Source organism: Pseudomonas tremae (assembly GCF_001401155.1).
GTDB classification, from domain to species: domain Bacteria; phylum Pseudomonadota; class Gammaproteobacteria; order Pseudomonadales; family Pseudomonadaceae; genus Aquipseudomonas; species Aquipseudomonas tremae.
The window spans coordinates 16,089-40,615 of record NZ_LJRO01000194.1 but is presented as its reverse complement, the minus strand read 5'-3'; the positions used below and the strand labels follow the sequence as shown (position 1 = coordinate 40,615).

Annotated in this window: 25 protein-coding genes and 1 riboswitch; of the genes, 10 read left to right on the top strand and 15 right to left on the bottom strand. The window is 58.9% G+C overall.

Annotation, left to right across the window (positions count from 1 at the left end):
• The 5 genes from ALO43_RS14020 to ALO43_RS14000 all read right to left on the bottom strand — a co-directional run.
• Positions 1-1,166: MalT transcriptional regulator family protein (locus ALO43_RS14020; protein ID WP_459564954.1), on the bottom strand; the 1,166-nt coding region annotated here is incomplete at its 3' end.
• A 221-nt stretch (positions 1,167-1,387) separates the two neighbouring features.
• Entirely contained in the window at positions 1,388-2,752 is a 1,365-nt protein-coding gene (locus ALO43_RS14015) for a DUF1329 domain-containing protein (protein WP_054997685.1), read from the bottom strand.
• 27 nt (positions 2,753-2,779) lie between these two features.
• Positions 2,780-4,717, bottom strand: a complete 1,938-nt coding sequence (locus ALO43_RS14010) for a DUF1302 domain-containing protein (RefSeq protein ID WP_054997684.1) — start codon at positions 4,715-4,717, stop codon at positions 2,780-2,782.
• A 308-nt stretch (positions 4,718-5,025) separates the two neighbouring features.
• Positions 5,026-6,708: a fatty acid--CoA ligase gene (locus ALO43_RS14005; protein WP_024690102.1), complete on the bottom strand. Its 1,683-nt coding sequence runs from the start codon at positions 6,706-6,708 to the stop codon at positions 5,026-5,028.
• A gap of 193 nt (positions 6,709-6,901) precedes the next feature.
• Complete coding sequence (locus ALO43_RS14000) at positions 6,902-7,534, bottom strand: LysE family translocator (RefSeq protein ID WP_005891236.1); 633 nt, start codon at positions 7,532-7,534, stop codon at positions 6,902-6,904.
• 261 nt (positions 7,535-7,795) lie between these two features.
• On the opposite strand from ALO43_RS14000, the gene ALO43_RS13995 reads away from it, so the two are divergent.
• Together ALO43_RS13995 and ALO43_RS13990 are read left to right on the top strand one after the other, a co-directional pair.
• Positions 7,796-8,794, top strand: a complete 999-nt coding sequence (locus tag ALO43_RS13995) for a class I SAM-dependent methyltransferase (RefSeq protein WP_024670451.1) — start codon at positions 7,796-7,798, stop codon at positions 8,792-8,794.
• 39 nt (positions 8,795-8,833) lie between these two features.
• A riboswitch (yybP-ykoY riboswitch) is annotated at positions 8,834-8,972 on the top strand.
• Positions 8,973-9,041: 69 nt separating this feature from the next.
• Entirely contained in the window at positions 9,042-9,626 is a 585-nt protein-coding gene (locus ALO43_RS13990) for a TMEM165/GDT1 family protein (RefSeq protein WP_005891234.1), read from the top strand.
• A gap of 53 nt (positions 9,627-9,679) precedes the next feature.
• On the opposite strand, the gene ALO43_RS13985 is transcribed toward ALO43_RS13990, so the two are convergent.
• From ALO43_RS13985 to ALO43_RS13970, 4 genes are all read right to left on the bottom strand, one after another.
• Positions 9,680-10,498: a M48 family metallopeptidase gene (locus ALO43_RS13985; protein WP_005891233.1), complete on the bottom strand. Its 819-nt coding sequence runs from the start codon at positions 10,496-10,498 to the stop codon at positions 9,680-9,682.
• A 184-nt stretch (positions 10,499-10,682) separates the two neighbouring features.
• Positions 10,683-11,312 (bottom strand): SOS response-associated peptidase, encoded by a 630-nt coding sequence (locus ALO43_RS13980; RefSeq protein ID WP_005891232.1) that lies wholly within the window; start codon positions 11,310-11,312, stop codon positions 10,683-10,685.
• A 29-nt stretch (positions 11,313-11,341) separates the two neighbouring features.
• Entirely contained in the window at positions 11,342-11,602 is a 261-nt protein-coding gene (locus ALO43_RS13975) for a putative signal transducing protein (RefSeq protein WP_005891231.1), read from the bottom strand.
• On the bottom strand, positions 11,602-11,784 hold the full coding sequence (locus ALO43_RS13970) for a CPXCG motif-containing cysteine-rich protein (RefSeq protein WP_005891229.1): 183 nt from the start codon (positions 11,782-11,784) through the stop codon (positions 11,602-11,604). The genes ALO43_RS13975 and ALO43_RS13970 overlap by 1 nt, the downstream gene beginning before the upstream one ends.
• 105 nt (positions 11,785-11,889) lie before the next feature.
• Here ALO43_RS13970 and ALO43_RS13965 point away from each other — a divergent pair, with 105 nt between their 5' ends.
• Both ALO43_RS13965 and ALO43_RS13960 read left to right on the top strand, forming a co-directional pair.
• Positions 11,890-13,056: a 1-acyl-sn-glycerol-3-phosphate acyltransferase gene (locus tag ALO43_RS13965; protein WP_032618611.1), complete on the top strand. Its 1,167-nt coding sequence runs from the start codon at positions 11,890-11,892 to the stop codon at positions 13,054-13,056.
• Positions 13,057-13,253: 197 nt separating this feature from the next.
• Positions 13,254-13,460 carry a hypothetical protein gene (locus tag ALO43_RS13960; protein ID WP_024690445.1) on the top strand — a complete coding sequence of 69 codons (207 nt, stop codon included), beginning with the start codon at positions 13,254-13,256 and terminating at the stop codon, positions 13,458-13,460.
• 73 nt (positions 13,461-13,533) lie between these two features.
• Here the strand turns inward: ALO43_RS13960 and ALO43_RS13955 are convergent, their stop codons facing one another.
• A complete protein-coding gene (locus tag ALO43_RS13955) occupies positions 13,534-14,115 on the bottom strand; it encodes a YajG family lipoprotein (protein ID WP_005891224.1) in 582 nt (193 codons plus the stop codon).
• Between the two features lie 204 nt (positions 14,116-14,319).
• Between ALO43_RS13955 and ALO43_RS13950 the strand changes: the two genes are divergently transcribed.
• Together ALO43_RS13950 and mqo are read left to right on the top strand one after the other, a co-directional pair.
• Positions 14,320-14,553: a hypothetical protein gene (locus tag ALO43_RS13950; protein WP_005891223.1), complete on the top strand. Its 234-nt coding sequence runs from the start codon at positions 14,320-14,322 to the stop codon at positions 14,551-14,553.
• 720 nt (positions 14,554-15,273) lie between these two features.
• Positions 15,274-16,827: a malate dehydrogenase (quinone) gene (gene mqo / locus ALO43_RS13945; protein WP_005891221.1), complete on the top strand. Its 1,554-nt coding sequence runs from the start codon at positions 15,274-15,276 to the stop codon at positions 16,825-16,827.
• 79 nt (positions 16,828-16,906) lie between these two features.
• Here mqo and ALO43_RS13940 read toward each other — a convergent pair whose 3' ends face one another.
• On the bottom strand, positions 16,907-17,803 hold the full coding sequence (locus ALO43_RS13940; RefSeq protein ID WP_005891220.1) for a homocysteine S-methyltransferase family protein: 897 nt from the start codon (positions 17,801-17,803) through the stop codon (positions 16,907-16,909).
• A 110-nt stretch (positions 17,804-17,913) separates the two neighbouring features.
• Between ALO43_RS13940 and ALO43_RS13935 the strand changes: the two genes are divergently transcribed.
• Positions 17,914-18,735 (top strand): ABC transporter substrate-binding protein, encoded by an 822-nt coding sequence (locus tag ALO43_RS13935; RefSeq protein ID WP_005891219.1) that lies wholly within the window; start codon positions 17,914-17,916, stop codon positions 18,733-18,735.
• Positions 18,732-19,565, top strand: a complete 834-nt coding sequence (locus tag ALO43_RS13930) for an amino acid ABC transporter permease (RefSeq protein ID WP_024670454.1) — start codon at positions 18,732-18,734, stop codon at positions 19,563-19,565. Before ALO43_RS13935 ends, ALO43_RS13930 begins: the two co-directional genes overlap by 4 nt.
• A gap of 225 nt (positions 19,566-19,790) precedes the next feature.
• Here the strand turns inward: ALO43_RS13930 and ALO43_RS13925 are convergent, their stop codons facing one another.
• The 3 genes from ALO43_RS13925 to ALO43_RS13915 all read right to left on the bottom strand — a co-directional run bounded on the left by ALO43_RS13925 (position 19,791) and on the right by ALO43_RS13915 (position 21,272).
• The gene (locus tag ALO43_RS13925; protein WP_024670455.1) at positions 19,791-20,078 is read right to left on the bottom strand and encodes a PA4642 family protein; all 288 of its coding nucleotides are present in this window, start codon (positions 20,076-20,078) and stop codon (positions 19,791-19,793) included.
• 66 nt (positions 20,079-20,144) lie between these two features.
• Positions 20,145-20,648: a hypothetical protein gene (locus tag ALO43_RS13920; protein ID WP_005891214.1), complete on the bottom strand. Its 504-nt coding sequence runs from the start codon at positions 20,646-20,648 to the stop codon at positions 20,145-20,147.
• Positions 20,649-20,714: 66 nt separating this feature from the next.
• Positions 20,715-21,272, bottom strand: coding sequence for a hypoxanthine-guanine phosphoribosyltransferase (locus tag ALO43_RS13915; protein ID WP_005615224.1), 558 nt, complete (start codon positions 21,270-21,272; stop codon positions 20,715-20,717).
• A gap of 208 nt (positions 21,273-21,480) precedes the next feature.
• Between ALO43_RS13915 and upp the strand changes: the two genes are divergently transcribed.
• Both upp and ALO43_RS13905 read left to right on the top strand, forming a co-directional pair.
• The gene (gene upp, locus ALO43_RS13910) at positions 21,481-22,119 is read left to right on the top strand and encodes a uracil phosphoribosyltransferase (RefSeq protein WP_002552170.1); all 639 of its coding nucleotides are present in this window, start codon (positions 21,481-21,483) and stop codon (positions 22,117-22,119) included.
• A gap of 4 nt (positions 22,120-22,123) precedes the next feature.
• Complete coding sequence (locus ALO43_RS13905; RefSeq protein ID WP_005891209.1) at positions 22,124-23,401, top strand: uracil-xanthine permease family protein; 1,278 nt, start codon at positions 22,124-22,126, stop codon at positions 23,399-23,401.
• A 90-nt stretch (positions 23,402-23,491) separates the two neighbouring features.
• On the opposite strand, the gene hemH is transcribed toward ALO43_RS13905, so the two are convergent.
• Positions 23,492-24,514, bottom strand: a complete 1,023-nt coding sequence (gene hemH, locus ALO43_RS13900) for a ferrochelatase (RefSeq protein WP_005891208.1) — start codon at positions 24,512-24,514, stop codon at positions 23,492-23,494.
• Positions 24,515-24,527: the final 13 nt, after the last annotated feature.

Sequence of the window (24,527 nt, the reverse complement as noted above, 5' to 3'; positions counted from 1 at the left end):
AGATGCCCTGCGCGCAGGGCCTGTTCGACCGCCTCGTCGAGCAGGCCCTGAGCACTGAACCAGCGGCAGGCATTCAGGTGCAGACGAGTGGGCTGCGGGCCTGCTGCCTGTCGCGCGCGCAAAAGATCGGAAAACAGGTGGTGATAGCGAAACCAGTGGCCCTGCTCGTCCAGCGGCACGAGAAACACTTGATGCGCCTGCAGGTAGCGCAGTATTTCGCCGCTGTCATGGGTGTCCCGCGCCGCATTGCACAGCTCGGCGCAAAAACGCTCCAGACAGGCAGTGTCGTACAAAAAAGCCTGAACATCGGCTGGCAGGCAGTCGATCACTTCTTCAAGCAAGTACTCGCGAATCAATACCTCACTGCCACGCAGCGCCTGCGACAAGGCGCTTTCGTCGTCAGCTTCGGAAGCTGCCAGCAACCAGAATCGCAAACCGGCCACCCAGCCTTCGCTGCGCTGAATGAGGCTTTGCAGCGCCTCGCCGTCCAGCGAACGACCTGGCCGGGCCAGCACGGCAACGGACTCCGCATGGGTCAGGCGCAGGTCCTGTTCATTGATTTCAAGCAACTGCCGGGTCAGACGCAAACGTGCAAGGTGCCACTCCGGACGCTGCCGACTGGTGACCATCACAACCAGGCCGACCGGCAGGTGGTTGAGGAAGAACTGCAAACAGCGGTCAAGCACCGGGCCTTGAGCCAGGTGGTAATCATCCAGCACCAGCAACAGCGGTTTGCTCAACAGCAAATGCAGGGCCAGCTCGTCGAGCAGGCTGTCGAGCCATTCTTCGAATGCGAACGGCTGATGACGCTGACGCATCTTCACCAGCCCCATCGCCTGGGCGCCCAACTGTGGAAACAACTGCTGAAGGCTAGCCAGAAGCCGCTCCAGAAAACGGCCAGGGTCGCTGTCGCGTGCGCTCAGTCCGAGCCACACGTTTTGCCATTTACCCGGCAGCCCCTCACAGAACTCGACTGCCAGCGAACTCTTGCCGAAACCGGCCGGGGCGCACACCAGCAGCAACCGACCGCCCAGCCCCTCGTCGAGGCGCTGGCACAGGCGGGAACGGGGAACGTAACCTTCGGGAAGTGGTGGGCGAAAAAAACGCCCCTCCAACGCAGGAATCGCGCTGTCTGTGAACCCTTGCATTCGGGACAGATCAGTCATGGCCGGCTCGTGTGGGGATCAGTGTTTCGGCATCGCGGTGTTCGGAGACTAGCGGTTAAATCTGCACTTTTGAAAGTTCATCACCGAAAAGACTGTAACAAAATTCCTACAGCTTATAAGGCCGATACACAGGCGCAAAAAAGCCCCATTCAAGGGGCCTTCCTGTGTATCGGTCACTGATCGGCCTGCGGCCTGTATCGACCTGCGTTACAACCCTCTGCTCAACGCACGCCTTCCTGACGCAGCGCGTTGGGGGTGAAGTCGCTGGTACCGGCCGTGAAGCCGAACTCATAGGCCTTCTTCTCTTCGTTTTTCATGCCCAGCGCCACGTAGCGACCGGACTGCAAGTCATACAGGGTCTCGATCGCGTACCACGGCACCTGCTTGTCGTAGTAGTTTTCGGAGTGCGCTTCAGCCACGCGCCATAGCTGACCTCGCCCGTCGTAATGGTCGATGACTGCAGCCTGCCAGGTGTCTTCGTCGATGAAGAAGTCACGCTTGGCATAGATATGCCGCTGACCTTCCTTGAGGGTGGCGGTCACGTGCCAGACGCGGCGCAGTTCATAGCGTGTCAGGTCCTGGTTGATATGGCCGGCCTTGATGATGTCGGCATACTTGAGCGTCGGGTCGTCCAGCTTGTGGCTGTTGGCTGCGATGTACATTTCCTGCTTGCCAATCAGCTTCCAGTCGTAGCGGTCAGGGGCACCGTTGTACATGTCCAGATTATCGGAGGTCCGCAACCCGTCGGACGCCGTGCCCGGCCCATCGTAGGACACCTGCGGCGCGCGGCGCACACGTCGCTGACCGGCGTTGTACAGCCAAGCCGAGCGAGGTTCGGCCACCTGATCCAGGGTTTCGTGTACCAGCAGCACACCACCGGCCAGACGTGCCGGGGCAGTCACTTCCTGCTTGAAGTAGAACAATACGTTGCCTGGATTTTTCGGATCGAAATCCCTCATCTTGTCGCGGAACACGAACTGGTCGGAGAAGTACACCAGGCTGTAGGAGCCGTTCGGCTGCGGAGTAGCCTGGGTAACCAGACGCTTCACGCTGCCGCCGCGGTAACGGGTAATGTGGTTCCAGATGACTTCGACACCGCTGGCAGGAATCGGGAACGGAACAGCCGTATCGAAATTCTCGAGACCACTGCCGCCACCGACCAGCTTGCTGGTGGTGGCGTTTCTCTTGATCGCAGCAAACACTTCATCCGGCACTGTGGCACCGCGATGAGTCGGATAAACCGGGATACGGTAGCTGTCCGGGTAACGTTTGAACATGGCGTATTGGCCAGGCGCCAGCTTGTCCTTGTATTGCTCGACGTTGGCCGCCTTGATGATGAACAACGGTTTTTCACTGGCGTAAGGGTTGGCAAGAAAACCGCGGCTATCGACCGCCCCGGCGTTTTTCGGCATCGGGCTCCAGGCTGAAATCGTATTGGCGGCGTTACCGGCCTTTTCCGCCCCCATGGGTGTCAGGGCTGTACCCAGCTTTGCCGCGTCCGATGCGGACACCGCCGCCATCACCCCGGTGGCCAGCAATGACAGCCCCAATACACCGGCTTGCAACAGATTTTTTGTTATTTTCATGTTCGTCGTCATCCTGAAAACATGTGCTTAGAAGTTCATGCCAAAGCTGAGCGCCACGAAGTCCCGGTCATCGACGGTGGTGTATCTGCCGTCAAAGAAGTTGGTGTAGGAGAGGTTCGCGGTGTAGGTGTTCTGGTACTCGGCGTCAAGGCCGAGGCTGACGGCCTTGCGTCCTTCTTCGAAGTTGCCACCAGGGCCGGGCGAATAACCCTTCACATCATGTGACCAGGCAACACTGGGCTTGAGGTTGACCCCGGCAAAAACGCTGTTGTAATCCCAGATGGCGCGCCCGCGATAACCCCAGGAGTTGGACGTGGTGAAGCCGTCGTCTTCGCAGTAACGGGTCAGGTTGTTCTGCTCGGCACCAGTCAGCGTACCCGCGTTCAGGGTTGCGCACTGGCCGCCCGGCAATGGACCCGGCCCATAAACGGGGTCGCGGCCGTAGCGGATTTTCGAGGTGCTTTCGAGGCCACCGACGTGAGTCCAGCCCACTTCGCCCACCAGGGTCAGACGCTCTGCGCCCATGACCTGATCGAAAAACTGGGTGAACGTGGTCTGCAGCTGGGTGATTTCCTTGCGCCGGTAGCCGGGCTGATCGGTATTCGGTTGCCCGTTCAGCAGCGATACATTCGGGTTGAGCGGGGAAATGCCGGAATACAGGATGTCGGTTGTATTGACCTGAATCGGTGCGTTCGGGCGGTAGCTGATCTCGCCGCTCCACGCGGTGCCGGTAGGCAAGGTGGTCGAGAAGCTCAAACCATACAAACGGATGTCTTCAGGGTATTCGACGTAGTAGCTGGAGTTGCCCGCCACCACCACCGGCAGCAGGGTCGGGGCAAGCGCTGCAGCAGTGCTTGCAGGCAGACCGTTGCGCACCAGCGAGCCGACCAGCCCTTGCGGGCTGAACGATGCAGCCGAGCCACCGCGTCCACTGAAAATCGGCGCGCGGCTGTGGTAGTTCATCATGTAGGCACCGAACTCGGTGTCCAGCGGTTCGTAGTTATAACGCAAGGCAAACCCGAACTGGCCACTGTCTCGCGCATCGCGGTCAGGGCCACGGCGCACGACGGCGCCTTCATCCGGGTTGCCGAACACCACGCCCTGCTGCGACAGCGAGTTGAACACTGCACCACGCGCACCCGCCGGCAGTCCGGCGGCACTCAACGAACTGTTCAGGCCGCTGCGGCTGCGCAGTACCGCGAGGTTGTTGTTGCAGCCATCGGCGATCACGTCCGGCTGCGAGAAGAAGGTGCCGCAGTTGTCGACGACCGTCTGGTCCCATTCCAGCTGATAAAAGCCTTCGGCCGACAGGTTGTCGGTCAAGCTCTGGGACAGGTAGAACATGTTGACCGGAATCAGGCCTTCCTTGATTTCCGAACCTGGACGCCGAAAGGCCGAGACATCGACCGGGTTGACGCTGTTGATCCCCCCCTGGATGAAGGTACTTTCGCCCCAACTGATGACCTGCTTGCCGAAACGCACGGCGCCCGGTTGATCCGCGATCGAATAGTTGTGATACACAAAAGCGTCGAGCAGCTGGAACCCGGAGGACTTGGCACCCTCTTTACGGCCTGAATCGCTGATGTCCTTGAACTCGCGATTTTCATCCTTAAGCTCGAAGTCATACCAGTACTTACCGCGCAGAAAAACACCGGTATCGCCGTATTTCAGTTCCAGATCATGAATACCCTTGAATATCTTCGAAAACGTCTCTCCACGCTTGAAATTCAAGTGACCATCATCGGAGGTCTGCGACAACCCACGCCCGCCATTGTTGGCACCAATCAGGTTTTTGTTGGCGTTTTCGGTCGACCAGCTGGCGCCCACCGACAGCGAGGAGTCAAAGCTGCCTTCGATCTCGCCAACGTTGAATGTCACGCCGAACGCCGGGCCGGCCAGTGACGAAGCAAGGCTAACGGCCAGCGGCAGTTTTGCCCGGCGCCAGAAGGGGTATGTGGTTGTCATCGACGCTACTCCGTGTGTTTTATTGTTATGGCCGTGGGATAACTCAAAACCGACTCGGTCATCGAATCAACTCACGTTGCCAGGTCCGCTCTTGCTCGTTCCCTGTGCCGACTATAGCCAGCAGGGCTGGCCACTAGATCACTCTAAAGTGTGATTTGCAGGACCAGCGCGTCTGGCCCGCCCGTTTCCGGGAAGGCACGCAAAGCGTATGGCGGGGAGGATGGCTGAAATTGAAAATTTGGCAAGTCACCGATCAGAACCTGCGGCGCAGACACGCGCCGCACCAGCAGCTACGGCTGACACCGGCGTCAAAGGCTGGAAAGAAACGCGCTGTTGTTATTTTGCCAGTCTGCGATATCCAGACGCATGCGCTTTTTATCAAGCTTGCCGACGCTGGTCTTGGGAATTTCCGTAACAAGCGCGATCTGGCCGGGAATGGCCCACTTATTGATGTGACCTTGCTCGACAAAAGGCTTGAGATGCTCTTTCAGCCCCTTGGCATCCAGCTGATGACCGTCACGAATCACCAGCAAGGCGAAGGGTCGTTCGCCCCATTGCGGATCGGCTATTCCCACCACCGCGACCTCGCGAACCGCAGGATGTCGGCTGCACAAATCCTCGAGTTCCAGAGAAGAGATCCACTCGCCTCCGGTCTTGATAACGTCCTTGATACGATCTCGAATATCGATGAACCCCATGCCGTCCAGCGTGGCCACATCGCCCGTGCGCAACCATCCGCCCGCCCACAGTTCGGCACCTTTCTCGGGTTCACGGAAATAGCTTTCGGTCAGCCACGGTGCGCGCAGCACCAGTTCGCCCTGGGTTTCGCCATCGGCCGGGAGAAAATTACCTTGCTGATCGATGATCGCAGCATCTACCAGCATCCCCGGAACGCCAGCCTTGATTCGGTAGGTTATCTGCTCGTCTTCACTGCCGGCCTTCAGCTCTTCGTTGATGTGCGCCACTGAAATCAGGGGGCCGGTTTCCGACATGCCATAGGCGGCAGTGAGCTGAATGCCCTTGGCCTTGGCCGCCTGATACAGGCTGCGGTTCAGTGAGCTGCCGCCAATGACGATTTTCCAGCCGCCGAAATCGACGTCCTGAGCAGACTTGGCGTTGAGCAGCATTTGCAGGATGGTCGGCACACAATGCGAAAAAGTGACCTTCTCTCGGCGCCACAGCTCTACCAGCAACTCAGGCTCATAACGGCCTGGGTAGACCTGTTTGAGGCCCAGCATGGTCGCTGCATACGGAATGCCCCAGGCATGCACGTGGAACATCGGCGTAATGGGCATGTAGACATCATCGGTGCCGAGCAGCCGGGTGCTGTCGATGCAACCCATGATGGTTGCCACGCCCAGCGTGTGCAGGACCAGTTGGCGGTGGGTGAAATAGACGCCCTTGGGATTGCCGGTGGTGCCAGTGGTATAAAACGTGGTCGCGACCGAATGCTCGTCGAAATCCTCGAATTCGTAGGTGGGGCTGGCTGCAGCCAGTAACGCTTCATACTCGCCAATCAGATTGGGCAGCTCGGCGGTCTTTTCCGGCTGATCGGTCAGCAACAGGGTCTTTTCGACGGTGCTCAGGTGTCCAGACATCGCCTGGTAAAGCCCCACGAACTCACTGTTGATCAGCAACAGGCGGTCATCAGCATGATTGATGGTGTAGGCGATTTGCTCCGCAGAGAGCCGAACGTTGACGGTATGAATCACCGCACCAATCATCGGAATCGCGAACATGCACTCCAGATAACGGTGGCTGTCCCAGTCCATGACGCCCACCGTATCGCCGGCTTTGACACCTGCGGCAGTCAGTGCGTTGGCCAGGCGGCAGATGCGCTCGTTGAGCGTCGCATAGGTGTAGCGAACGGAATCACGGTAGACAATTTCACGCGTCTTTTCATAACGGCTGCCGGACAACAACAGGCGTTTGATCAACAGAGGGTACTGGTAAGCGCCATCGGCTGGCGGAAGAACGCGAGTCTGTAACATATGGGTACCTTTTTCAAAGTCCACGGGCAAGGCTGGAAATATGGACTCTAGAGCCGTCGGCTGCCATCGGAATCGCTCAAAGGTATGATTTTTTGAAGAGCATCGACCTGACGTTATGCTGCCTCGAATGGGCCTTCGGGCGCAGCGGCCCGGCCTGCGCCCCGAGAGACGAAGGCCCTCTGGCCTGTACGTTTCAATGCACCTCGGTGAGTGCCAGCTTGATCCCCAGCGCGACCAGTACACCGCCCATGATTCGGTCGAACCAGTGCCCCATGCGCGCGAAACCGGCACGCACCCGCGCCTGACTGAACAGCCGCGCCACAAGGCAGAACCAGAAGGCCGTTGCTATCGCGAGGTAAACGCCATAGCCGCCCTGCACCAGCAGCGGCGTGTGCGGGTTGATCACCACGGTAAACAGCGACAGAAAAAACAGCGTCGCCTTGGGGTTCAGGCCATTGGTGACAAAGCCACTGATGTAGGCGCCGCGAGCGGTGCGCTCGCCAAGGACGGCCTTGGTCAACGCCTCGTCATTCGCCGCAGCCGGTTTGGCGCGCAGGGCCTTGATGCCGATGTACAGCAGGTACGCGGCGGCAGCCCACTTCAGAGCGTTGAACAGCACGATGGACTGGGAAACGATAATCCCGATGCCCAGCAACGAATAACCCACATGCAGGAAGATGGCCGAGCCAACGCCAAGCGCCGCCCAGGTGCCCGCCTTGCGCCCGTGCGTCACGCTTTCCCGCACCACGACCGCGAAGTCGGGGCCGGGACTGGCGACGGCCAGCAGGTGGATTAGCGCGACGGTGAGAAATTCTGCCAAATACATGTGGGACCTCCTGGAGGGTTCAAGTCTGACTCGGCAGATTACGCTGTCTGATGCCTGCCTAAAAGGTGCCAGCCTTTTTGCGACGCAGAGCGTCGTGAACGGTATTCCCCCGCTGAGCGTGAGGAACGATAACCTCTACTATCGTGCGACGTTATTTCGGACGCCTGTCGTGTGACGCTAAGCGTCGGCATGCCGTTCTGGACGCTCTGCGTTTGCCCCGCCGTATCCTGTTAGACTGCGCGCTTTTTCAGGAGCCAGTCCATGGACCCGCGCAGTGAAGTGTTACTCCGTCAGCCCGAGCTGTTTCAAGGCCCGCTGTTGCTGGTCGGCTTGCCCGCCGACGACCTGCTCGGAAAACTGCCGGATGCGCGTGGATGGTGCTGGCATGCGGGCGATCAAGCTGCGCTGGACGCGCGTTTCGAGGGGCGCGTCGATTTCGGCGTCGAGGTTCCACAGGCTGCTTTTGATGCCGCCGTACTGTTTCTGCCCAAAGCCCGTGACCTGACCGATTACCTGCTTAACGCGCTAGCCGCCCGCCTCGACGGACGTGAATTGTTTCTGGTCGGTGAAAAACGTGGCGGGATCGAAGCCGCCGCCAAACAACTCAGCCCCTTCGGACGCGCGCGCAAACTCGACAGCGCCCGCCACTGCCAGCTCTGGCAGGTCACCGTCGAACACGCCCCGCAAGCCGTTGCACTGGAAAGCCTCGCCAAGCCCTACCATATCGAACTGCAGGATGGCCCTTTGACAGTCGTCAGCCTGCCGGGCGTGTTCAGTCATGGTCGTCTTGATCGTGGCTCGGCGCTCTTGCTGGAAAACATCGACAAACTGCCCAGTGGCAACCTGCTCGACTTCGGTTGTGGCGCCGGCGTGCTCGGCGCAGCGGTCAAGCGCCGCTACCCGCACAACGAAGTGATCATGCTCGACGTGGATGCATTCGCCACCGCCAGTGTGCGCTTGACCCTTGCCGCCAATGGCCTGGAAGCACAAGTCCTGACCGGGGACGGAATCGATGCCGCACCGATGGGTTTGAACACCATTTTGAGCAATCCACCGTTCCATGTCGGGGTGCATACCGACTACATGGCAACAGAAAACCTGCTGAGAAAAGCACGCCAACATCTGAAATCAGGTGGCGAACTGCGCGTGGTTGCGAATAACTTTCTGCGTTATCAGCCACTGATCGAAGAGCATGTAGGGTTCTGCCACGTCAAGGCTCAAGGCAATGGTTTCAAGATCTACAGCGCCAAACGCTCTTGAAAATAAGCGCTTGCCCAAACGTATTCGCGAAGGCAGAATCCGCTCCGTCCTAGGGGAGTAGTCTCCCACGAGCGCCATGCTCGTCCGGCACGTATCAACATACTTGGTCCTCAGACCATGGTACGTGCGACCCGGAATCCGCTCAGACGGATCAGTGGTTTGACCAGACCTATGACACGAACACCTTACCCGGGGCGGGAAGGCTGTACGTGTCATAGCCGTGTCGACCCGCCCCCAAGGAATCCTGATGCTGGAATCATTTTTGGTCCCCACCGCTGTCGTCGCACTCGCCGAAATCGGTGACAAGACGCAGCTGCTAGCGCTTGTTCTCGCCGCACGCTTTCGCAAACCCTGGCCGATCATCGCCGGCATTGTCGCCGCGACACTGGCCAATCATGCGGCAGCTGGCGCTGTGGGCGCCTGGTTCAGCACGTTCCTTTCCGACGCAGTCCTGCACTGGATTCTTGCCGCCAGCTTTACCGCCACGGCGCTGTGGACACTGGTCCCGGACAAGATGGACGATGACGAGGCCAGCACAGCGCGAAAATTCGGCCCGTTCATGACCACGCTGATAACGTTCTTCATCGCCGAGATAGGCGACAAGACGCAGATCGCCACCGTCATGCTGGCGGCGCAATATTCGCACCTGTGGCTGGTCATTCTCGGCACCACCATCGGCATGCTGCTGGCCAATGTCCCGGTAGTTCTGGCGGGTAATTTTGCAGCCGACAAGTTGCCGCTGACGCTGATCCGCCGTCTGGCGGCGTGCGCGTTTTTCGTATTGGCACTGGTGGCTGTCTACAAGGCGATGCAGGTCAGCGGCTGGGTTTGATCGGCACTGCAAGGACGCTGCGGCGAATGCCGCAGCGCAGGACAATCATTCAATCAGGACTTGGCAGCCTGCTGATACAGCGGCATCACTTTGGGGATCGCCGCCTGCAGTGAAGAAATACGACTTTCCGACGCCGGGTGAGTGCTCATGAATTCGGGCTGCGAACCGCCTGAGTTCTGAGTCATTTTCTGCCACAGGGTAATGGCGGCGTTAGGGTTGTAACCGGCACGCGCGGCCAGCTCCAGACCAATCAGGTCGGCTTCGTTTTCGTTACTGCGGCTGTTGGGCAGCGTCAGGCTGTAGTTCACCACGGTGTCGGCCAGCGCCAGGCTGTCCTGACCAAGCCCCAACAAGGCGCCAGCACCCTGCTTGGCCATCGCCACACCGTATGCCTTGGACATCGCTTCGCGGCCATGCTCGCGCAGGGCATGAGCAATCTCGTGGCCCATGACAGCCGCAAGTTCATCGTCAGTCAGTTTCAGGGTGTCGATAAGACCGGTGTAAACGAAGATCTTGCCACCAGGGCCGCAGTTGGCGTTCAGCTCGTCACTTTTGATCAGGTTGACTTCCCACTTCCATTGCGCCGAGTCGGGCCGCAGTTTCGGGGCCTGGGCAATCAGCCGATCCGCAATGGCGTGGACACGTTTGGCGTTGGCGCTGGTGGTATCGAGGATACCTTTGCTGGTCGCCTCACCCACCGTCTGCTGATAGGACTGAGCGTACATCTTGTTGACTTCATCGGTGGAAAGCATGCTGAACATGTACTGTTTGCGCTCCACACCGACCGAGTCGCCACTGGTGGTATTGACTGCCTGGCACCCGCCGAGCAGCAACGCAGCGCTCAAGGCACAGAGGGCAAATGACTGACGCATGGTGAATCTCCTTGTTTGTGAAACGGTCATTCCCGGGGCAGACCTCCGCGCCAGATACAGACCAAATGGCATGTTCGGTTTCGAGAGAGGTGGAAGGTTCCCGGACGTGTGTGCACGTTTGTATCAGATGCGCTTCGAGGCGGATATCGGATTTGTTTTATTCGCCGCTTTTAGCCCTGCTCGCCTAACTCAAGGGAGTCAGGCATTCGGGGGCGTCGAGCTTGGGGTCGTTGACCAGGTTCGCCAAGGGACGTTCTCTGAGGGCAAGCTGCGGCGCGGCCAGCAACGCCTGAAGGGTCGGGAGCGGAGTGTCGGCAGCCAGCCAGTCTTTCTGGCCTTTGGCATCCAGGATCAGCGGACGGCGCTGGGTCGCGGCGGCCTGGGTGACCACAGCCACACTCAGATACGTGTGCCCCTGCACCGGATATGCTTCCCAGATAGCAGCAAAAAACAACGCGGCGCCCTCGCCCGGCGTCAGCCAGAACGGGCGCTTGCGCACTGTGCCACGCCACTCGTAAAAACCATTGGCCGGGAGCAGGCAGCGGCGGTGGGCAAATGCGTCGCGAAACATCGGCTGCTCGGCGACGGTTTCGGCACGCGCATGAGCGGGAGTTTTCGACAAGTCGGTGAGCCAGGCCGGGGTCAAACCCCAACGGGCTCGAACCAGTTCTATCCCCTGATCGTTTTCGGCAGCGCGCATGATCAACACCCAGTCCGCTGGCGAAATGTTCCATTGCGCCTTCTGGTCAGCCGGAAAACCGGGCAAGGCAGCAAAGGCAGGGGTCCAGCGAAACAGGGCGAAGCGTCCACACATGGGGGCTAATCAGACTCTTTTGAGGGTGCTCAGCACACCAGTACATCGGGAAAATCATCCGGCTCATCGCCAGACACGGGCGAAGCGCTATTGTACGCAGTGATCAGCTCACGCGCCCGTTCGACCTGCGCATCTTCCACCTTGATTGCCAGAAGCCCAAGCCCTGGCAGCTCGCCCATCGCACCGAGCAGGTCACGGCCGGCCAGATGCGCCCTGATGCCCTCACTGGCGAGCATTGTCTGCAGCAATTCGGCCTCCATCAGGTTCTCGGGCTCGTAGATTTTCTGCATCATTCGTTCTCGCTGCGAACATCCAGATTCCAGTCCTGGCCATCGGTCTGCAGATCGAAAATGATCGGGCGGCAACACACCGGGCAGTCCTCGATGTACTGCTGATCACCACCCGACAAGTCCAGCACCGCCTCGACAGGTTCGCCGCAATAAGGGCAGTCGTAGCTCTGTAATTCCTGCATCAGGGTCTCCGGGATCAGTTATGCGTATAATTGGCCTATTCTTCAGACGGCTGTTTTAACAAAACTGTCTTCTTTTACCCTACACGTTTCCGACAAGAGAGCATGATGGGCGAATTCGATGCCATTCGACCTTACAACGATGCAGAAGTCCCCGCCGTCTTGGCACGCCTGCTGAGCGACAAAGCCTTTCTCGCAATTCTGACCAAATTCCGCTTCCCCCGCCTCGCGGGCGCACTCGGCTGGATCCTGCAACCTACCCTGGCGCGCAAGCTGCGCCGTGAGTTCGCAGGTATCGACTCGGTCGCCTCCCTGCAGGACAAGGTCGAATACTATGTCGACCACACCATCGAACGCGCTACCGACGGCGTGACCTATACCGGCGTGGAGCAGCTCAAGTCCGGTTGTGCCTATCTGTTTCTGGCCAACCACCGCGATATCGTGATGGACCCGGCGTTCGTCAACTATGCCGTGTACCACGCAGGCTTGCCTACACCGCGTATTGCGATTGGCGACAACCTGCTGCAAAAGCCGTTTGTCAGCGACCTGATGCGCCTGAACAAGAGTTTCATCGTGCATCGCTCAATCATCGGGCGCCGCGAGAAAATGGCGGCCTACCAGCTGTTGTCGGCCTACATCAACCATTCGATCACCAAGGATTGCCAGTCGATCTGGATCGCTCAGGCTGAGGGGCGGGCGAAGGACGGAGATGACCGAACCGAATCGGCGATCCTCAAGATGTTCCACATGAGCCGCAAGGAAGAACCATTTGGCGACGTGATTCGCTCTCTTAACCTGATCCCGGTATCGATCAGCTACGAGTACGATCCGTGCGACAGCGCCAAGGCCCGCGAGCTTTATATTCGGGCGACGACGGGTTCCTACGCCAAGACGCCCGGCGAAGACGATGTCAGCATCGCGCTGGGAATCACGGGCTACAAGGGCCGGGTACACGTGAACTTCGCACCGCCGATAACCGAGCATTTCGAGGACACCAAGCAATTGGCCATCGAAATGGACCGGCAAATTCTCGGCGGCTACCGACTCTTTCCGGTGCATTACCTGGCTTATGCACAATGGAACGATGCCGATCCGGCGATAGAGGTGCCAAAGGCAGAGGCTCTATTCCCGGCCGATGAGCTGGAGCGCGCCCGAGACGAGTGGGACGGCCGACTGGCAGGTGTGCCTCCTGAGCACCGCCCTTACCTTATCCAGCAATATGCAACGCCGGTCCGCAACCAGTACCGCGTCAAGGCCGGGCTGGCGCTGCCATAAGATAGATGCCCAAAAGATCGCCTATCGTGCCCATGCTCCAGCGTGGGCATGCTGTTCTGGACGCTCTGCGTCCGATCTTGAAGGCCTCTCGGAAATATCCTGCATGAAAATTCTCTGCCGCTGTCACCCAAGCGTAACGCGGCGGCTGCATTGTGTGGCTCCTCGAGAAACGGACTTCACTCTTTTTGGAGCTTGTCATGCTGCATGCAAACAATCAGGACCGCCTGTACCTCATTGCCCAGAGCGATGAGCAGCAGGAGTTGATCGGTGGTCTGGCCTTCAACGTTCAGGATCGCCACTGGCTGGTCTATTGCGCTCTGAGTGGGCACGTTCATCATGATCTGCCGGATCTGGATCAGGACACCGGCTTCAGCTTTCTGGATTTTTACCAGCAGGCGGCTTGAACCAGAAACCAAAAAGCCCGGCCCTTTCTACAAGGGCCGGGCTTTTTGTTTAGCGCCTTTTTAGCGCCGACGCTTACTGCGACAGGGTAGAACCGATGGTCGGGTCCTGGAACACGCGAGTCAGCGCGTCGCTCAACACGTCACTGACCAGCTTCGTGTTGGTTTCCTGATTCGGCGCCATGCCGAAACGCTGGTCCAGGGACGCTGCGTAGCGACCGCTGTAGGTACGACCGTTGTTGCGCACGTCAGCGCGGAAAGTCGAACTGATGGTCGCCTCGGTCACGTACAGCCCCTCTTTAGGCGACTGATATTTCAGGTCCGCCAGGGTCACCGTCAACTGCGGAGCACTGCCGCCCTGGGTTGGCGTGAAGCCCAGCAGACGTACGGCTGCTTCGGCCTGGGCCTGCAACTTGGGCACGATGTCCGCGCCGTTGACGCTGATAGCGCTGGTTTCCGGGTACATCCCGCCACGCGTGCCCAGGGTCGGACCTGGACGGCCGTCGACCACGCGCACCACCACAGGCTGGCCGCGACCTACGGCCGCAAGCTGAGCATTGATCTTGGGGGTAGGACTCAATTGTTGCGGACTGTGGGCACACCCCACCAGGGTCAAACTGCTTACAGCAAGCAAACCGAACAAAATGCGACGCAGCATGCTCATTTCTCCATGGGCCAGACACTGAATGTGCAGCAGTATAGCGGCGTGCGCACTGCACTCACCAGTGGCCTCTGACGGGTAAGCCCGGATTGCCGCAAGCCGCTGCTGGTCGAAGCCTCACGATGTAATCAGGGCGTAACATGCGCGCGGCAGACTCGCCCTCATCGCACAGACGTTCATCCACGTCACAGGAGCTGCGCCATGAATCTGTTCCGTTCTCTGTTCACTGCCCGTCGTCAGCATCGCCACTATGCCCACATCGACCAGGCTGGCATCTGCCGCGCGTTCAAACACTGCGCCCAGCGTCCATCCGGCATCGAGTGGGTCGAAGTGACCGAGCAGCGACTGAGCTGGCTGAATCAGCCACTGCCCGCCAGCGCACGCGTTGCGCAGCGTAGCGCGCGTTCAACTCGCGGTCAGTTGCTCACCGCCTGACCCGACGGCGAATAAAAGTCATTTAAACCGATCAATTCCTGTCATTTCATCGCTATAATCTTCCCCCGATTATAAGGACGTCTCCTGATCGGGCCTCGCAGCATCGCTAATCACTGTATTAGCACCTCCGTATCGCCCACAGAGAGCCGCCCACACAGGTCATTTGCGCACGAGTGTGCTCGATGAAAGGTGAAGAATGCTCGAATCATATCGAACCTTTCTCACCTGCCAGCGCCTCACTCTTTATGCACCTGACCTGCCAGCGCTGTCATCGCAGCCATTTTGAGGTTTGGTTCACGTTCCCAAAAGGACGTGAAAAACGAGTTTCACTACTTCACAAGAGTGTGGCGAGCAAATGAATAGGTATGCGGTTGAACATGCACCATCAGCGTCTGAACCGGCCTTTTTGAACGGGACCGGCCGCGACTGCGCCTCCATGTCCGGCGCCTGACGTCCTAGTCGCGGGCCCGTCTTGCGACAGGCTCCCTGACGTTGGTCGAATGGCCTTGCAGGCTTGAAAATGCGTTCATGAGCTAATAATGAACCATCAACGAACCTGACCGGGACCTGCGCTTTAGATGCGAAAAATTGCGAAGAATCGGTCAGGCGATCCTGGCCAGGAAAACGAGGGCACTACCTTGATTCAAGCCCCGACACCTGGCAAACAGCCTCAGGATCGTATGCCGTCAATTTGGTGCTGCAGATTTTGGAGACGCGTTAATGGCGCATAACGAAGCAGTCGACGTAGTACTGGTCGGAGCCGGCATCATGAGTGCCACTCTGGCGGTATTGCTCAAAGAGCTCGACCCCGGCCTCAAGCTGGAAGTCGTTGAGCTGATGGATTCCGGTGCTGCAGAGAGTTCCAACCCCTGGAACAACGCCGGCACCGGTCACGCTGGTCTGTGCGAGTTGAACTACACGCCACCTGCGGCAGATGGCTCCATCGACATCAAGAAAGCGGTGCACATCAATACCCAGTTCGAGGTCTCGAAACAGTTCTGGGCTCACCTGATGCGCAAAGGCACGTTCGGTTCGGCAAAATCATTCATCAATCCGGTCCCTCACCTGAGCTTCGTACAGGGTGAAAAAGGCATCTCCTTCCTCAAGACCCGTTTTGAAGCGATGAGCAGGCATCACGCGTTTTCTTCGATGGAGTACACCGAGGACAAGGCGAAACTGGCTGAGTGGATGCCGCTGATGATGCCCGGCCGCCCGGCAGATGAGAAAGTCGCCGCAACGCGCATGATGAACGGCACGGACGTCAATTTCGGCGCGCTGACCAACCAGTTGCTTGATCACCTCTCCCGCGCGCCGGACGCGCAAATCAAGTACCGCAGCCGAGTCACCAACCTGACCCGCAAGGGTGCTGGCTGGACAGTGACCGTCAAGGACGTGAACGGCGGCGGCACGCGTGAGATCGACGCAAAGTTCGTGTTCCTCGGTGCCGGCGGTGCAGCGCTGCCCTTGCTGCAGATGTCAGGCATCGAAGAGAGCAAAGGCTTCGGCGGTTTTCCGGTCAGCGGCCAGTGGCTGCGATGCGACAACCCGGAAGTGGTAAAGCACCATCAGGCCAAGGTCTACAGCCAGGCAGCCGTCGGTTCGCCGCCGATGTCGGTTCCGCATCTGGACACTCGCGTGGTCGACGGCAAGAAGTCCCTGTTGTTCGGACCTTATGCCGGTTTCACAACCAAATTCCTCAAGCACGGCTCGTTCCTCGACCTGCCGCTCTCGGTTCGCATCGCCAACATCAAGCCGATGCTGGCAGTCGCTCGCGACAACATGGACCTGACCAAATACCTGGTCAGCGAAGTGATGCAGTCGATGGAGCAACGCCTCGAATCGCTGCGGCGCTTCTACCCGGAAGCCAAGGCTGAAGACTGGCGCCTGGAAGTAGCTGGCCAGCGGGTGCAGATCATCAAGAAAGACCCGAAAAAGGGCGGTGTGCTGCAATTCGGTACAGAGCTGGTTTCTGCAAGCGACGGTTCGCTGGCCGCCCTGCTCGGCGCTTCACCTGGCGCCTCGGTGACCGTGTCGATCATGCTCGAACTTCTGGAACGCTGCTTCCCGGAAAAAACCCGCACTGAATGGGCTGGCAAGCTCGACGAGATTTTCCCGGCCCGGGAAAAGATTCTGGAAACCGATGCGCAGCTGTATGAGCGTGTCAGCACCCGGAACGACGAAGCCCTGGAACTGTTGGATAAAAGCAGCCAGGTGCAGAGTTTCTCCACGACTGAGGGGCACATCGACGAGCGGCACAAGCTGAATACGCCGTAAATCACCAGGCCTGCCCACAAAAAGCCCCGTGACACCTGGCGAGTCACGGGGCTTTTTGTTTGCCGGTTGCTTGCCGGGATCAGAGACTTCGCGACAGCACCGCAATGTGCTCCGGGCCAATTCCGCAGCAACCACCAATGTGCGTGGCACCGCGCTTCACCCAGTCCGCCGCCCACTGCTGATAACCCTCAGGGTCGAGGTCTTCACGCAATTCATCCAGACCGTCGTTCGCCTTGGCGTCCTTGGGTTGCGGGGGAAAGGCATTGGCGTAGGCGCCGATAGCGATATCGACGCCCAACGCTTCAAACACCTCACGCGCCGCATCGATCGCGCCACCGATCACTTCAGGCTGGCTGCAATTGAACAACAACGTTGCAACACCCATCTCGACAGCAGCCTTGGCGGCGTCGGCAACCGGCTCGCCGGAACGCAGGCGCGGGACTTCATCGGTGTCTTCATCCTGAAGGGTGAACGACAGCCAGAACGGTTTACCATCGGCAGGCAGACCGGCACGAATGGTCTGCGCTTCCAGAATGCAGCTCTGGGTCTCGGCCAGCCACAGATCGACGTGGGGCGAGAGCCCTGCCACCAACGGCTTGAGCACGTCGGCCGCCTGTTCAGGCTTGTAGAGGTCAGGACGATAGGAGCCGAACAGCGGTGGAATGGAACCCGCCACCCGCGCGCGGCCGCCCGACGCATCGGCTGCCGCACGCGCCAGTTGCCCGGCCAGCGCAGCCAGTGCCTGACCTTCGCGGGCGAAACGCTCTTCACCGATATGAAACGGAACAACCGCGTAACTGTTACTGGTGATGACCTGCGCGCCGCTGTCGATATAAGCGGTGTGTACCGCACTGACCGCCTCAGGCGCCTCGCTCAACGCCAGTGCCGACCATTCGGGCTGACGAAAAGGCGCGCCGCGACGCTGTAGCTCGCGGCCCATGCCGCCATCGAGAATTACAGTGGTGCCTTGGGTCATAGGTGATCTGCTTATATGTATATGAAAAAAACTCATTATGAGTCAGTCTTGTATAACGTATTTAATACGGCCCTTACATCAAACTACAAACACTTTTTCGGGGGATATCTGTGAACTATCGCGCTCTGCTGGGCATTGGCCTTGTGACTCTGGCTGCCTCGACTCAAGCCCTGGCTGGCGCTACGCTGGACCGCGTGCAGAAAAACAAAGAGCTGGTTAACGTCCTCATGGAAAGTTACCCGCCCTTCTCCTTCCTGAATGACAAGAACGAACTGGACGGCTTCGATGTGGACGTCGCCAAGGCCGTGGCGCAAAAACTCGGCGTCAAGCTGCGCCTTGAGACACCTTCCTGGGACGTGATCGCTGCAGGCCACTGGAGTGGGCGCTATGACATCTGCGTCTGCTCAATGACCCCAAGCAAGGCCCGCGCTGAAGTCTTCAGTTTTCCGGTCGAGTACTACGCATCGCCAGCGGTGATCGTGGTCAACGCTACGGATGACCGCATTCACTCGGCCAAGGACCTGAGCGGTAAAAAGGTCGGCCTGACCAGCGCATCAAGCTACGAAAGCTACCTGAACAAGAACCTGGTGATCGACGGCGCGGAAGACAAGCCGTTGCAATACCCGTTCGAAGACGTGCAGATCGCCCCTTACGACAACGACAACGTAGCGTTTCAGGACCTCGGGCTGGGCGCGGGCAAGCGTCTGGACGCGATACTGACCAACCTGGTGACGGCAAAACCGCGCCTGGACCAAGACAAACGTTTCAAGCTGGCGGACGAGTCGCTGTACGAAGAGCCCAACTCGGTGGCCATCGAGAAAGATGACCCGGAATGGGATGCCAAAGTGCGTGAAGTCTTTGCTGAACTCAAGAAAGACGGCACCTTGAGCAAGCTGTCGCAAAAGTGGATCGGTGCTGACATCAGCAAATGACTTCCTTCGAGCCGCAACGTCCACCCGAGCAGGCCGATCAAAGCCTGCTCAAGCGCATCTTCGGGTTCCGCACACGGCTTTACCTGACCTGGCTGGTCATGTTTGTGCTGTTCGCCGGGTTTTTCCTGAGCTTCGATCTGAAGCTGTCGATCATCCTCGACAAGCTGCCGAACCTGATCGGCCTGCATCTTGCGCCCAACGGGTTTCTTCAGGGGGCAGCACTGACGCTGTTTGTGTCGCTGTGTTCGATCATCGTGTCGGTGGTGCTGGGCTTTGTCACAGCGCTGGCGAGACTGTCCAGCAGCGCAGTAGCATTCGGTATCGCCAGCTTTTACGCGTCATTCTTTCGCGGTACACCCTTGCTGATCCAGATTCTGCTGATTTACCTGGGGTTACCGCAGGTGGGAATCGTACCGGGCGCGATCATGGCCGGGGTGATAGCCCTGTCACTCAATTACGGGGCTTACCTGAGCGAGATCTTCCGCGCCGGCATCATTGGCGTTGCTGCCGGGCAGCGTGAAGCTGCACTGGCCCTGGCCCTGCGTCCGGCACAGATCTTCTGGCGGGTAACCCTGCCTCAGGCGATGCGCACCATCATCCCGCCGACCACCAACCAGTTCATTTCCATGCTCAAAGACTCGTCGCTGATCTCAGTGATGGGGGTCTGGGAAGTGATGTTTCTGGCGCAATCGTATGGCCGGTCCAGCTATCGCTACATCGAAATGCTGACCACCGCTGCGGTGCTCTACTGGATCATGTCGATCGGCCTGGAACTATTGCAGTCCAGGCTGGAGAGGCATTACGGCAAGGCGTATCAGGCGCGCAAGTAAGCAAAGGTAGGCTTCTGCCAGCGGGGGTGTGGGGGCCAAGTGCCTTTGCCCCCCCCCTGAAACCGGTGACTTCGGTTATACCTGATGTATCCTATGCACTGGTTTTACTGCCGGTTCACGACAGATCGCGGACAAGTCCGCTCCTACGATTCAGGCAGACCGGACGAGCGAAGCATCGCGCGGTCCGCGCCTGCAATTCCTAGAGATTGTGGCGTTCACTAACTATCAGCCGCGGGCTTTTTCGATCAGTTCGATGTACTCATCGGCATTGCGCTGATCCTTGATCAGGCCGATGAAGTCGTTGCCGTGTTCGTCCTTGCCATCAAAGTCGTGGCCGGCTTCCTTGAAGAACACCAGAAAACGCTCGAAGTCATTGATGCGCAGGCCACGGTAGGCCTTGATCAGTTTGTGCAGTGACGGCGAGGTGGCATCGTACGGTTCGAAGTTCAGGAACAACTTGATCTGCTCATCGCCGATCTCATCCCCAATCAACTGCTTCTTGTCTTTACGCATTGCAGGCTCCAGCTTGTCGCGGACACTTTCACGGGTGCGCAGTTTACCCCCCGGTGAGCGCAGGGCTCAACGCGTACGTGCTGATGTGGTGTGCAGGTCGGCCCAGATATGGCCGTTGGCGTAGCTCAGGTACTGGCAATAAACCTTTTCGTTGCGCAGCAGGTCCACCAGCACCCGATACTGAGACAGCGGGTAATAAAGGGTCAGGGTTCGGGATGGCTCGTCATAGGTGGGCTTTTTCAGGCTTTTGCTTTCGCCGCCATCGAAATGCACCAGCACCTGTGAGATCGACGCGCCCTTGTTCAGCGACTTGCCGTTGAGGCGCAGCGACAACGGCGAGGTCACCGGGATCGGCTGCTGACTGGATTGCCGCTGATTACCGGCAACAATGGTGTACTCGGTGACCTGCATCAATTGCTGCTGCTCCGGCGCACCGTCACGCAGGCTCAGGTCATCAGGCGGCAGATATTGCTCGTGCATGGGGCTGACTGAAACCGGCGCAGCGGGCGCTGCGACTGTCACACCAGACAACAGCACCAGCGCCACGGCGCCGGGAATCAGTAGCTTCATTCGGGAGTTCCAGATAATTGCGAATCGACGACCGCCCCTTCTCGCAGAAGCGGTCGTCAGAATGCCTTACATCCCCTTGACGGCATAGATGCCGGCAGCATTACGCCAGTAACCCTTGTAGTCCATGCCGAAGCCGAAGATGTAACGGTCGATGCATGGCAACCCAACGTAATCAGCTTTCAGGTCCGGGCGGGCCTTGCGGTCGTGGTCCTTGTCGATCAGCACCGCGGTGTGTACAGCGCGGGCACCGGCGTGTTTGCAGAAGTCGATGATGGCGCCCAGCGTGTGGCCTTCATCGAGGATGTCGTCGATGATCAGCACATCACGGTCAATGAACGAGACTTCGGGCTTGGCTTTCCAGAACAGATCGCCACCCGTGGTTTCGTTGCGATAGCGCGTTGCGTGCAGGTAGGACGCTTCCAGCGGGAAATTCAGATGGGTCAGCAGCTTGCCGGAAAAGATCAGGCCGCCGTTCATGACGCAGAACACGACCGGGTTGCGGTCTGCCAGTTCGGCGTTGATCTGCGCACCGACACGGGCAATGGCAGCGTCGACTTCGGCCTCTGTGTACAGGCAGTCAGCCTCGCGCATGATTTGACGGATATGCTCGAGATCAGCGGACATGACGCTCTCCAGTTATGGCGGTTCAAGAAAAGCGGGCAAAGGTACGCATCCGTTCAAGCCAGAGCAAGCGATTCTGGACTAACGTTGCGAGTGTCTTCTAAAAGTAGCGAACGTCGAAGCCTTAGGACAATACTGCACGTGCGTTAAGACAGTAACAGCTGAATAGATTAATCTAGGCCGATTTTTTGCCCCGCTGGAGCTTTCCCCCATGCCCATTCGTGAAATCCGTCACCCGCTGATCCGCCACAAGCTCGGTCTGATGCGCCGCGCCGATATCAGCACCAAGAATTTCCGTGAGCTGGCTCAGGAAGTCGGCGCTCTGCTTACTTACGAAGCGACAGCCGATCTTACCCTTGAAAACTACGATATTCAGGGCTGGGCGGGTACCGTGTCGGTCGAGAAGATCGCTGGCAAGAAAATCACTGTTGTGCCCATCCTGCGGGCCGGCATCGGCATGCTCGACGGCGTGCTCAGCCTGATTCCGGGCGCCAAGGTCAGCGCTGTAGGCGTCGCCCGCAACGAAGAGACCCTGCAGGCCCATACGTACCTGGAAAAGCTGGTACCGGAAATCGACGAGCGTCTGGCCATGATCATCGACCCGATGCTGGCGACCGGCAGCTCAATGGTCGCGACCATCGACCTGCTCAAAAAAGCCGGCTGCAAGGAAATCCGTGCGATGGTGCTGGTGGCTGCGCCGGAAGGCATTGCTGCGGTCGAGAAGGCTCACCCGGATGTGATGATCTACACCGCGTCCATCGACGAGCGCCTCAACGAACACGGCTACATCATTCCCGGTCTGGGCGATGCCGGTGACAAGATTTTCGGCACAAAACAGAAGGACGCGTAACCCGATGACGCAGCAGGAGTTCAACGATCCACTGTGGCGCACCATTCTGTCAGGCGCGCAAATGCTGTTCGTGGCATTTGGCGCGCTGGTGCTGATGCCGCTGATCACCGGGCTAGACCCCAACGTCGCGTTGTTTACTGCAGGTCTCGGCACGCTGTTGTTCCAGATCGTCACCGGGCGCCAGGTGCCGGTCTTTCTGGCATCGAGCTTTGCGTTCATCACGCCGATCATTCTCGCCAAAGGCCAATTCGGTCTGGCCGCGACCATGGGCGGTGTCATGGCGGCAGGCTTCGTCTACACCTTTCTTGGTCTGGCGGTGAAAATCAAAGGCACCGGTTTCATCGACCGCATGCTGCCGCCGGTAGTGATCGGGCCGGTGATCATCTCGATCGGCCTCGCCATGGCGCCGATCGCAGCCAACATGGCGATGGGCAAGACCGGCGATGGCGTAGTGCTGATTCCTTATCAGACCGCCATGCTGATTTCGATGCCTGCGCTGCTGACGACCTTGATCGTGGCAGTATTCGGCAAGGGTATCTTCCGTCTGGTGCCGATCATTTCCGGCGTGCTGGTGGGGTTTGCGCTGTCGTTCTATTTCGGCGTGGTCGATACCAAAAAGATTGCTGACGCAGCCTGGCTCGCACTGCCGCACTTTACGGCGCCGGAATTCAACTGGCAGGCGATTCTGTTCATCGTCCCGGTCGCGCTGGCCCCGGCCATCGAACACATCGGTGGCGTTATAGCAGTCGGCAGCGTGACCGGTCGCGATTACCTGAAGAAACCGGGCCTGCATCGCACCCTGTTTGGTGACGGCGTGGCGACAACTGTTGCCGGTCTGTTTGGCGGACCACCCAACACCACGTACGCTGAAGTGACCGGCGCGGTGATGCTGACTAAAAACTACAACCCGCAGATTATGGTCTGGGCATCGTTTTTCGCGATTACCCTGGCGTTTATCGGCAAGTTCGGCGCACTGCTGCAAAGCATTCCGGTACCAGTGATGGGCGGGATTCTGTGCCTGCTGTTCGGCTCGATTGCCGCAGTGGGGATGAACACGCTGATCCGCCACAAGATCGACCTGGCCGAAGCACGCAACCTGGTGATCGTTTCAGTAACCCTGGTGTTCGGTATCGGCGGCGTGCTGATCGGCACTGGCAACGGCCCGAACGATTTCGGCCTGAAAGGCATCGCCCTGTGCGCCGTGACCGCGATCGTCCTGAACCTGATATTGCCCGGGAATGACAGCTGGAAGAACAAGCAACTGGATGATCAGTTGCCGTAACGCCTGGCGCTTGCAGAACACTATCGTGCCCATGCTCCGCGTGGGCATGCAGTTCTGGGCGCTCTGCGTCCACCTTTGATGTTCAGCACGTCACAACATCAACGGCGCACGCTCGCATAGCCTGCTCAGTTCTTTTGCCCAGTTCGGATCGTCGTTCAGGCACGGCACCAGTATCAGCTCCTCGCCTCCCGCTTCCTTGAACTGCTCTGCCCCGCGATCGCCAATCTCTTCCAGCGTCTCGATGCAGTCCGCCACGAACGCCGGGCACATGACCAGCAGCTTCTTCACGCCTTGCGCCGCCAGCTCATCGAGATGTGCTTCGGTGTAGGGTTCGATCCACTTGGCGCGCCCAAGACGCGACTGGAACGACACCGACCACTTGCCATCCGGAATGCCCATGCGCTTTGCGAATGCTGCCGCCGATTGAATGCACTGAGCGCGGTAGCAGGTGGCAAGCACTTCGGCTGGCGCGGTCATGCAGCAATCGTCTTTCAGGCAGTGCTTGCCGGTCGGATCAAGCTTGTGCAGGTGCCTCTCGGGCAAACCATGAAAGCTCAGCAGCAGGTGGTCGTAAGACTGCTCCAGGTGCGGGCGCACGCTTTCTACCAGCGCACTCAGGTACTCGGGCTGGTCGTAGAACGGCTGCAGCACCGAGAACTGCATTTTCAGCGATTTGGCCCGCACCACGCGCTTGGCCTCTTCGATGACTGTGGTCACCGTGCTATCAGCGAACTGCGGATAAAGCGGGGCCAGCGTCACCTTCTTGAAGCCCTGCTCCGACAAGCGTGTCAGCACGGTTTCGATAGAGGGCTCGCCGTAACGCATCGCCAGCTCGACCGGGCCATGCGACCACTCTTTCTTCACGGCCGCTTGCAGCCGCTTGCTCAGCACCACCAGTGGCGAACCTTCATCCCACCAGATGGAGGCGTAGGCGTGAGCGGACTGTTCGGGGCGTTTGATCAGAATCAGCGACACCAGCAGCCGGCGCACCGGCCATGGCAGATCGATCACATACGGGTCCATCAGGAACTGGTTTAGGTAACTGCGCACGTCGGCCACTTGAGTAGAGGCAGGCGAACCCAGGTTGACCAGCAACAAAGCGTGATCAGTCATGCAACATCCTATT

Bases quoted from the DNA above. Each gene is read 5' to 3' on its own strand.
- ALO43_RS13965 (WP_032618611.1), top strand. From the start codon at position 11,890: ATGGGCGAATTCGATGCCATTCGACCTTACAACGATGCAGAAGTCCCC.
- ALO43_RS13950 (WP_005891223.1), top strand. From the start codon at position 14,320: ATGAATCTGTTCCGTTCTCTGTTCACTGCCCGTCGTCAGCATCGCCAC.
- ALO43_RS14010 (WP_054997684.1), bottom strand. From the start codon at position 4,717: ATGACAACCACATACCCCTTCTGGCGCCGGGCAAAACTGCCGCTGGCC.
- ALO43_RS13985 (WP_005891233.1), bottom strand. From the start codon at position 10,498: ATGCGTCAGTCATTTGCCCTCTGTGCCTTGAGCGCTGCGTTGCTGCTC.
- ALO43_RS14000 (WP_005891236.1), bottom strand. From the start codon at position 7,534: ATGTATTTGGCAGAATTTCTCACCGTCGCGCTAATCCACCTGCTGGCC.
- ALO43_RS13980 (WP_005891232.1), bottom strand. From the start codon at position 11,312: ATGTGTGGACGCTTCGCCCTGTTTCGCTGGACCCCTGCCTTTGCTGCC.
- ALO43_RS14005 (WP_024690102.1), bottom strand. From the start codon at position 6,708: ATGTTACAGACTCGCGTTCTTCCGCCAGCCGATGGCGCTTACCAGTAC.
- ALO43_RS14015 (WP_054997685.1), bottom strand. From the start codon at position 2,752: ATGAAAATAACAAAAAATCTGTTGCAAGCCGGTGTATTGGGGCTGTCA.
- ALO43_RS13905 (WP_005891209.1), top strand. From the start codon at position 22,124: ATGACGCAGCAGGAGTTCAACGATCCACTGTGGCGCACCATTCTGTCA.
- hemH (WP_005891208.1), bottom strand. From the start codon at position 24,514: ATGACTGATCACGCTTTGTTGCTGGTCAACCTGGGTTCGCCTGCCTCT.
- ALO43_RS13940 (WP_005891220.1), bottom strand. From the start codon at position 17,803: ATGACCCAAGGCACCACTGTAATTCTCGATGGCGGCATGGGCCGCGAG.
- ALO43_RS13960 (WP_024690445.1), top strand. From the start codon at position 13,254: ATGCTGCATGCAAACAATCAGGACCGCCTGTACCTCATTGCCCAGAGC.
- ALO43_RS13975 (WP_005891231.1), bottom strand. From the start codon at position 11,602: ATGCAGAAAATCTACGAGCCCGAGAACCTGATGGAGGCCGAATTGCTG.
- ALO43_RS13920 (WP_005891214.1), bottom strand. From the start codon at position 20,648: ATGAAGCTACTGATTCCCGGCGCCGTGGCGCTGGTGCTGTTGTCTGGT.
- mqo (WP_005891221.1), top strand. From the start codon at position 15,274: ATGGCGCATAACGAAGCAGTCGACGTAGTACTGGTCGGAGCCGGCATC.
- ALO43_RS13915 (WP_005615224.1), bottom strand. From the start codon at position 21,272: ATGTCCGCTGATCTCGAGCATATCCGTCAAATCATGCGCGAGGCTGAC.
- ALO43_RS13970 (WP_005891229.1), bottom strand. From the start codon at position 11,784: ATGCAGGAATTACAGAGCTACGACTGCCCTTATTGCGGCGAACCTGTC.
- upp (WP_002552170.1), top strand. From the start codon at position 21,481: ATGCCCATTCGTGAAATCCGTCACCCGCTGATCCGCCACAAGCTCGGT.
- ALO43_RS13990 (WP_005891234.1), top strand. From the start codon at position 9,042: ATGCTGGAATCATTTTTGGTCCCCACCGCTGTCGTCGCACTCGCCGAA.
- ALO43_RS13995 (WP_024670451.1), top strand. From the start codon at position 7,796: ATGGACCCGCGCAGTGAAGTGTTACTCCGTCAGCCCGAGCTGTTTCAA.
- ALO43_RS13955 (WP_005891224.1), bottom strand. From the start codon at position 14,115: ATGCTGCGTCGCATTTTGTTCGGTTTGCTTGCTGTAAGCAGTTTGACC.
- ALO43_RS13925 (WP_024670455.1), bottom strand. From the start codon at position 20,078: ATGCGTAAAGACAAGAAGCAGTTGATTGGGGATGAGATCGGCGATGAG.
- ALO43_RS13930 (WP_024670454.1), top strand. From the start codon at position 18,732: ATGACTTCCTTCGAGCCGCAACGTCCACCCGAGCAGGCCGATCAAAGC.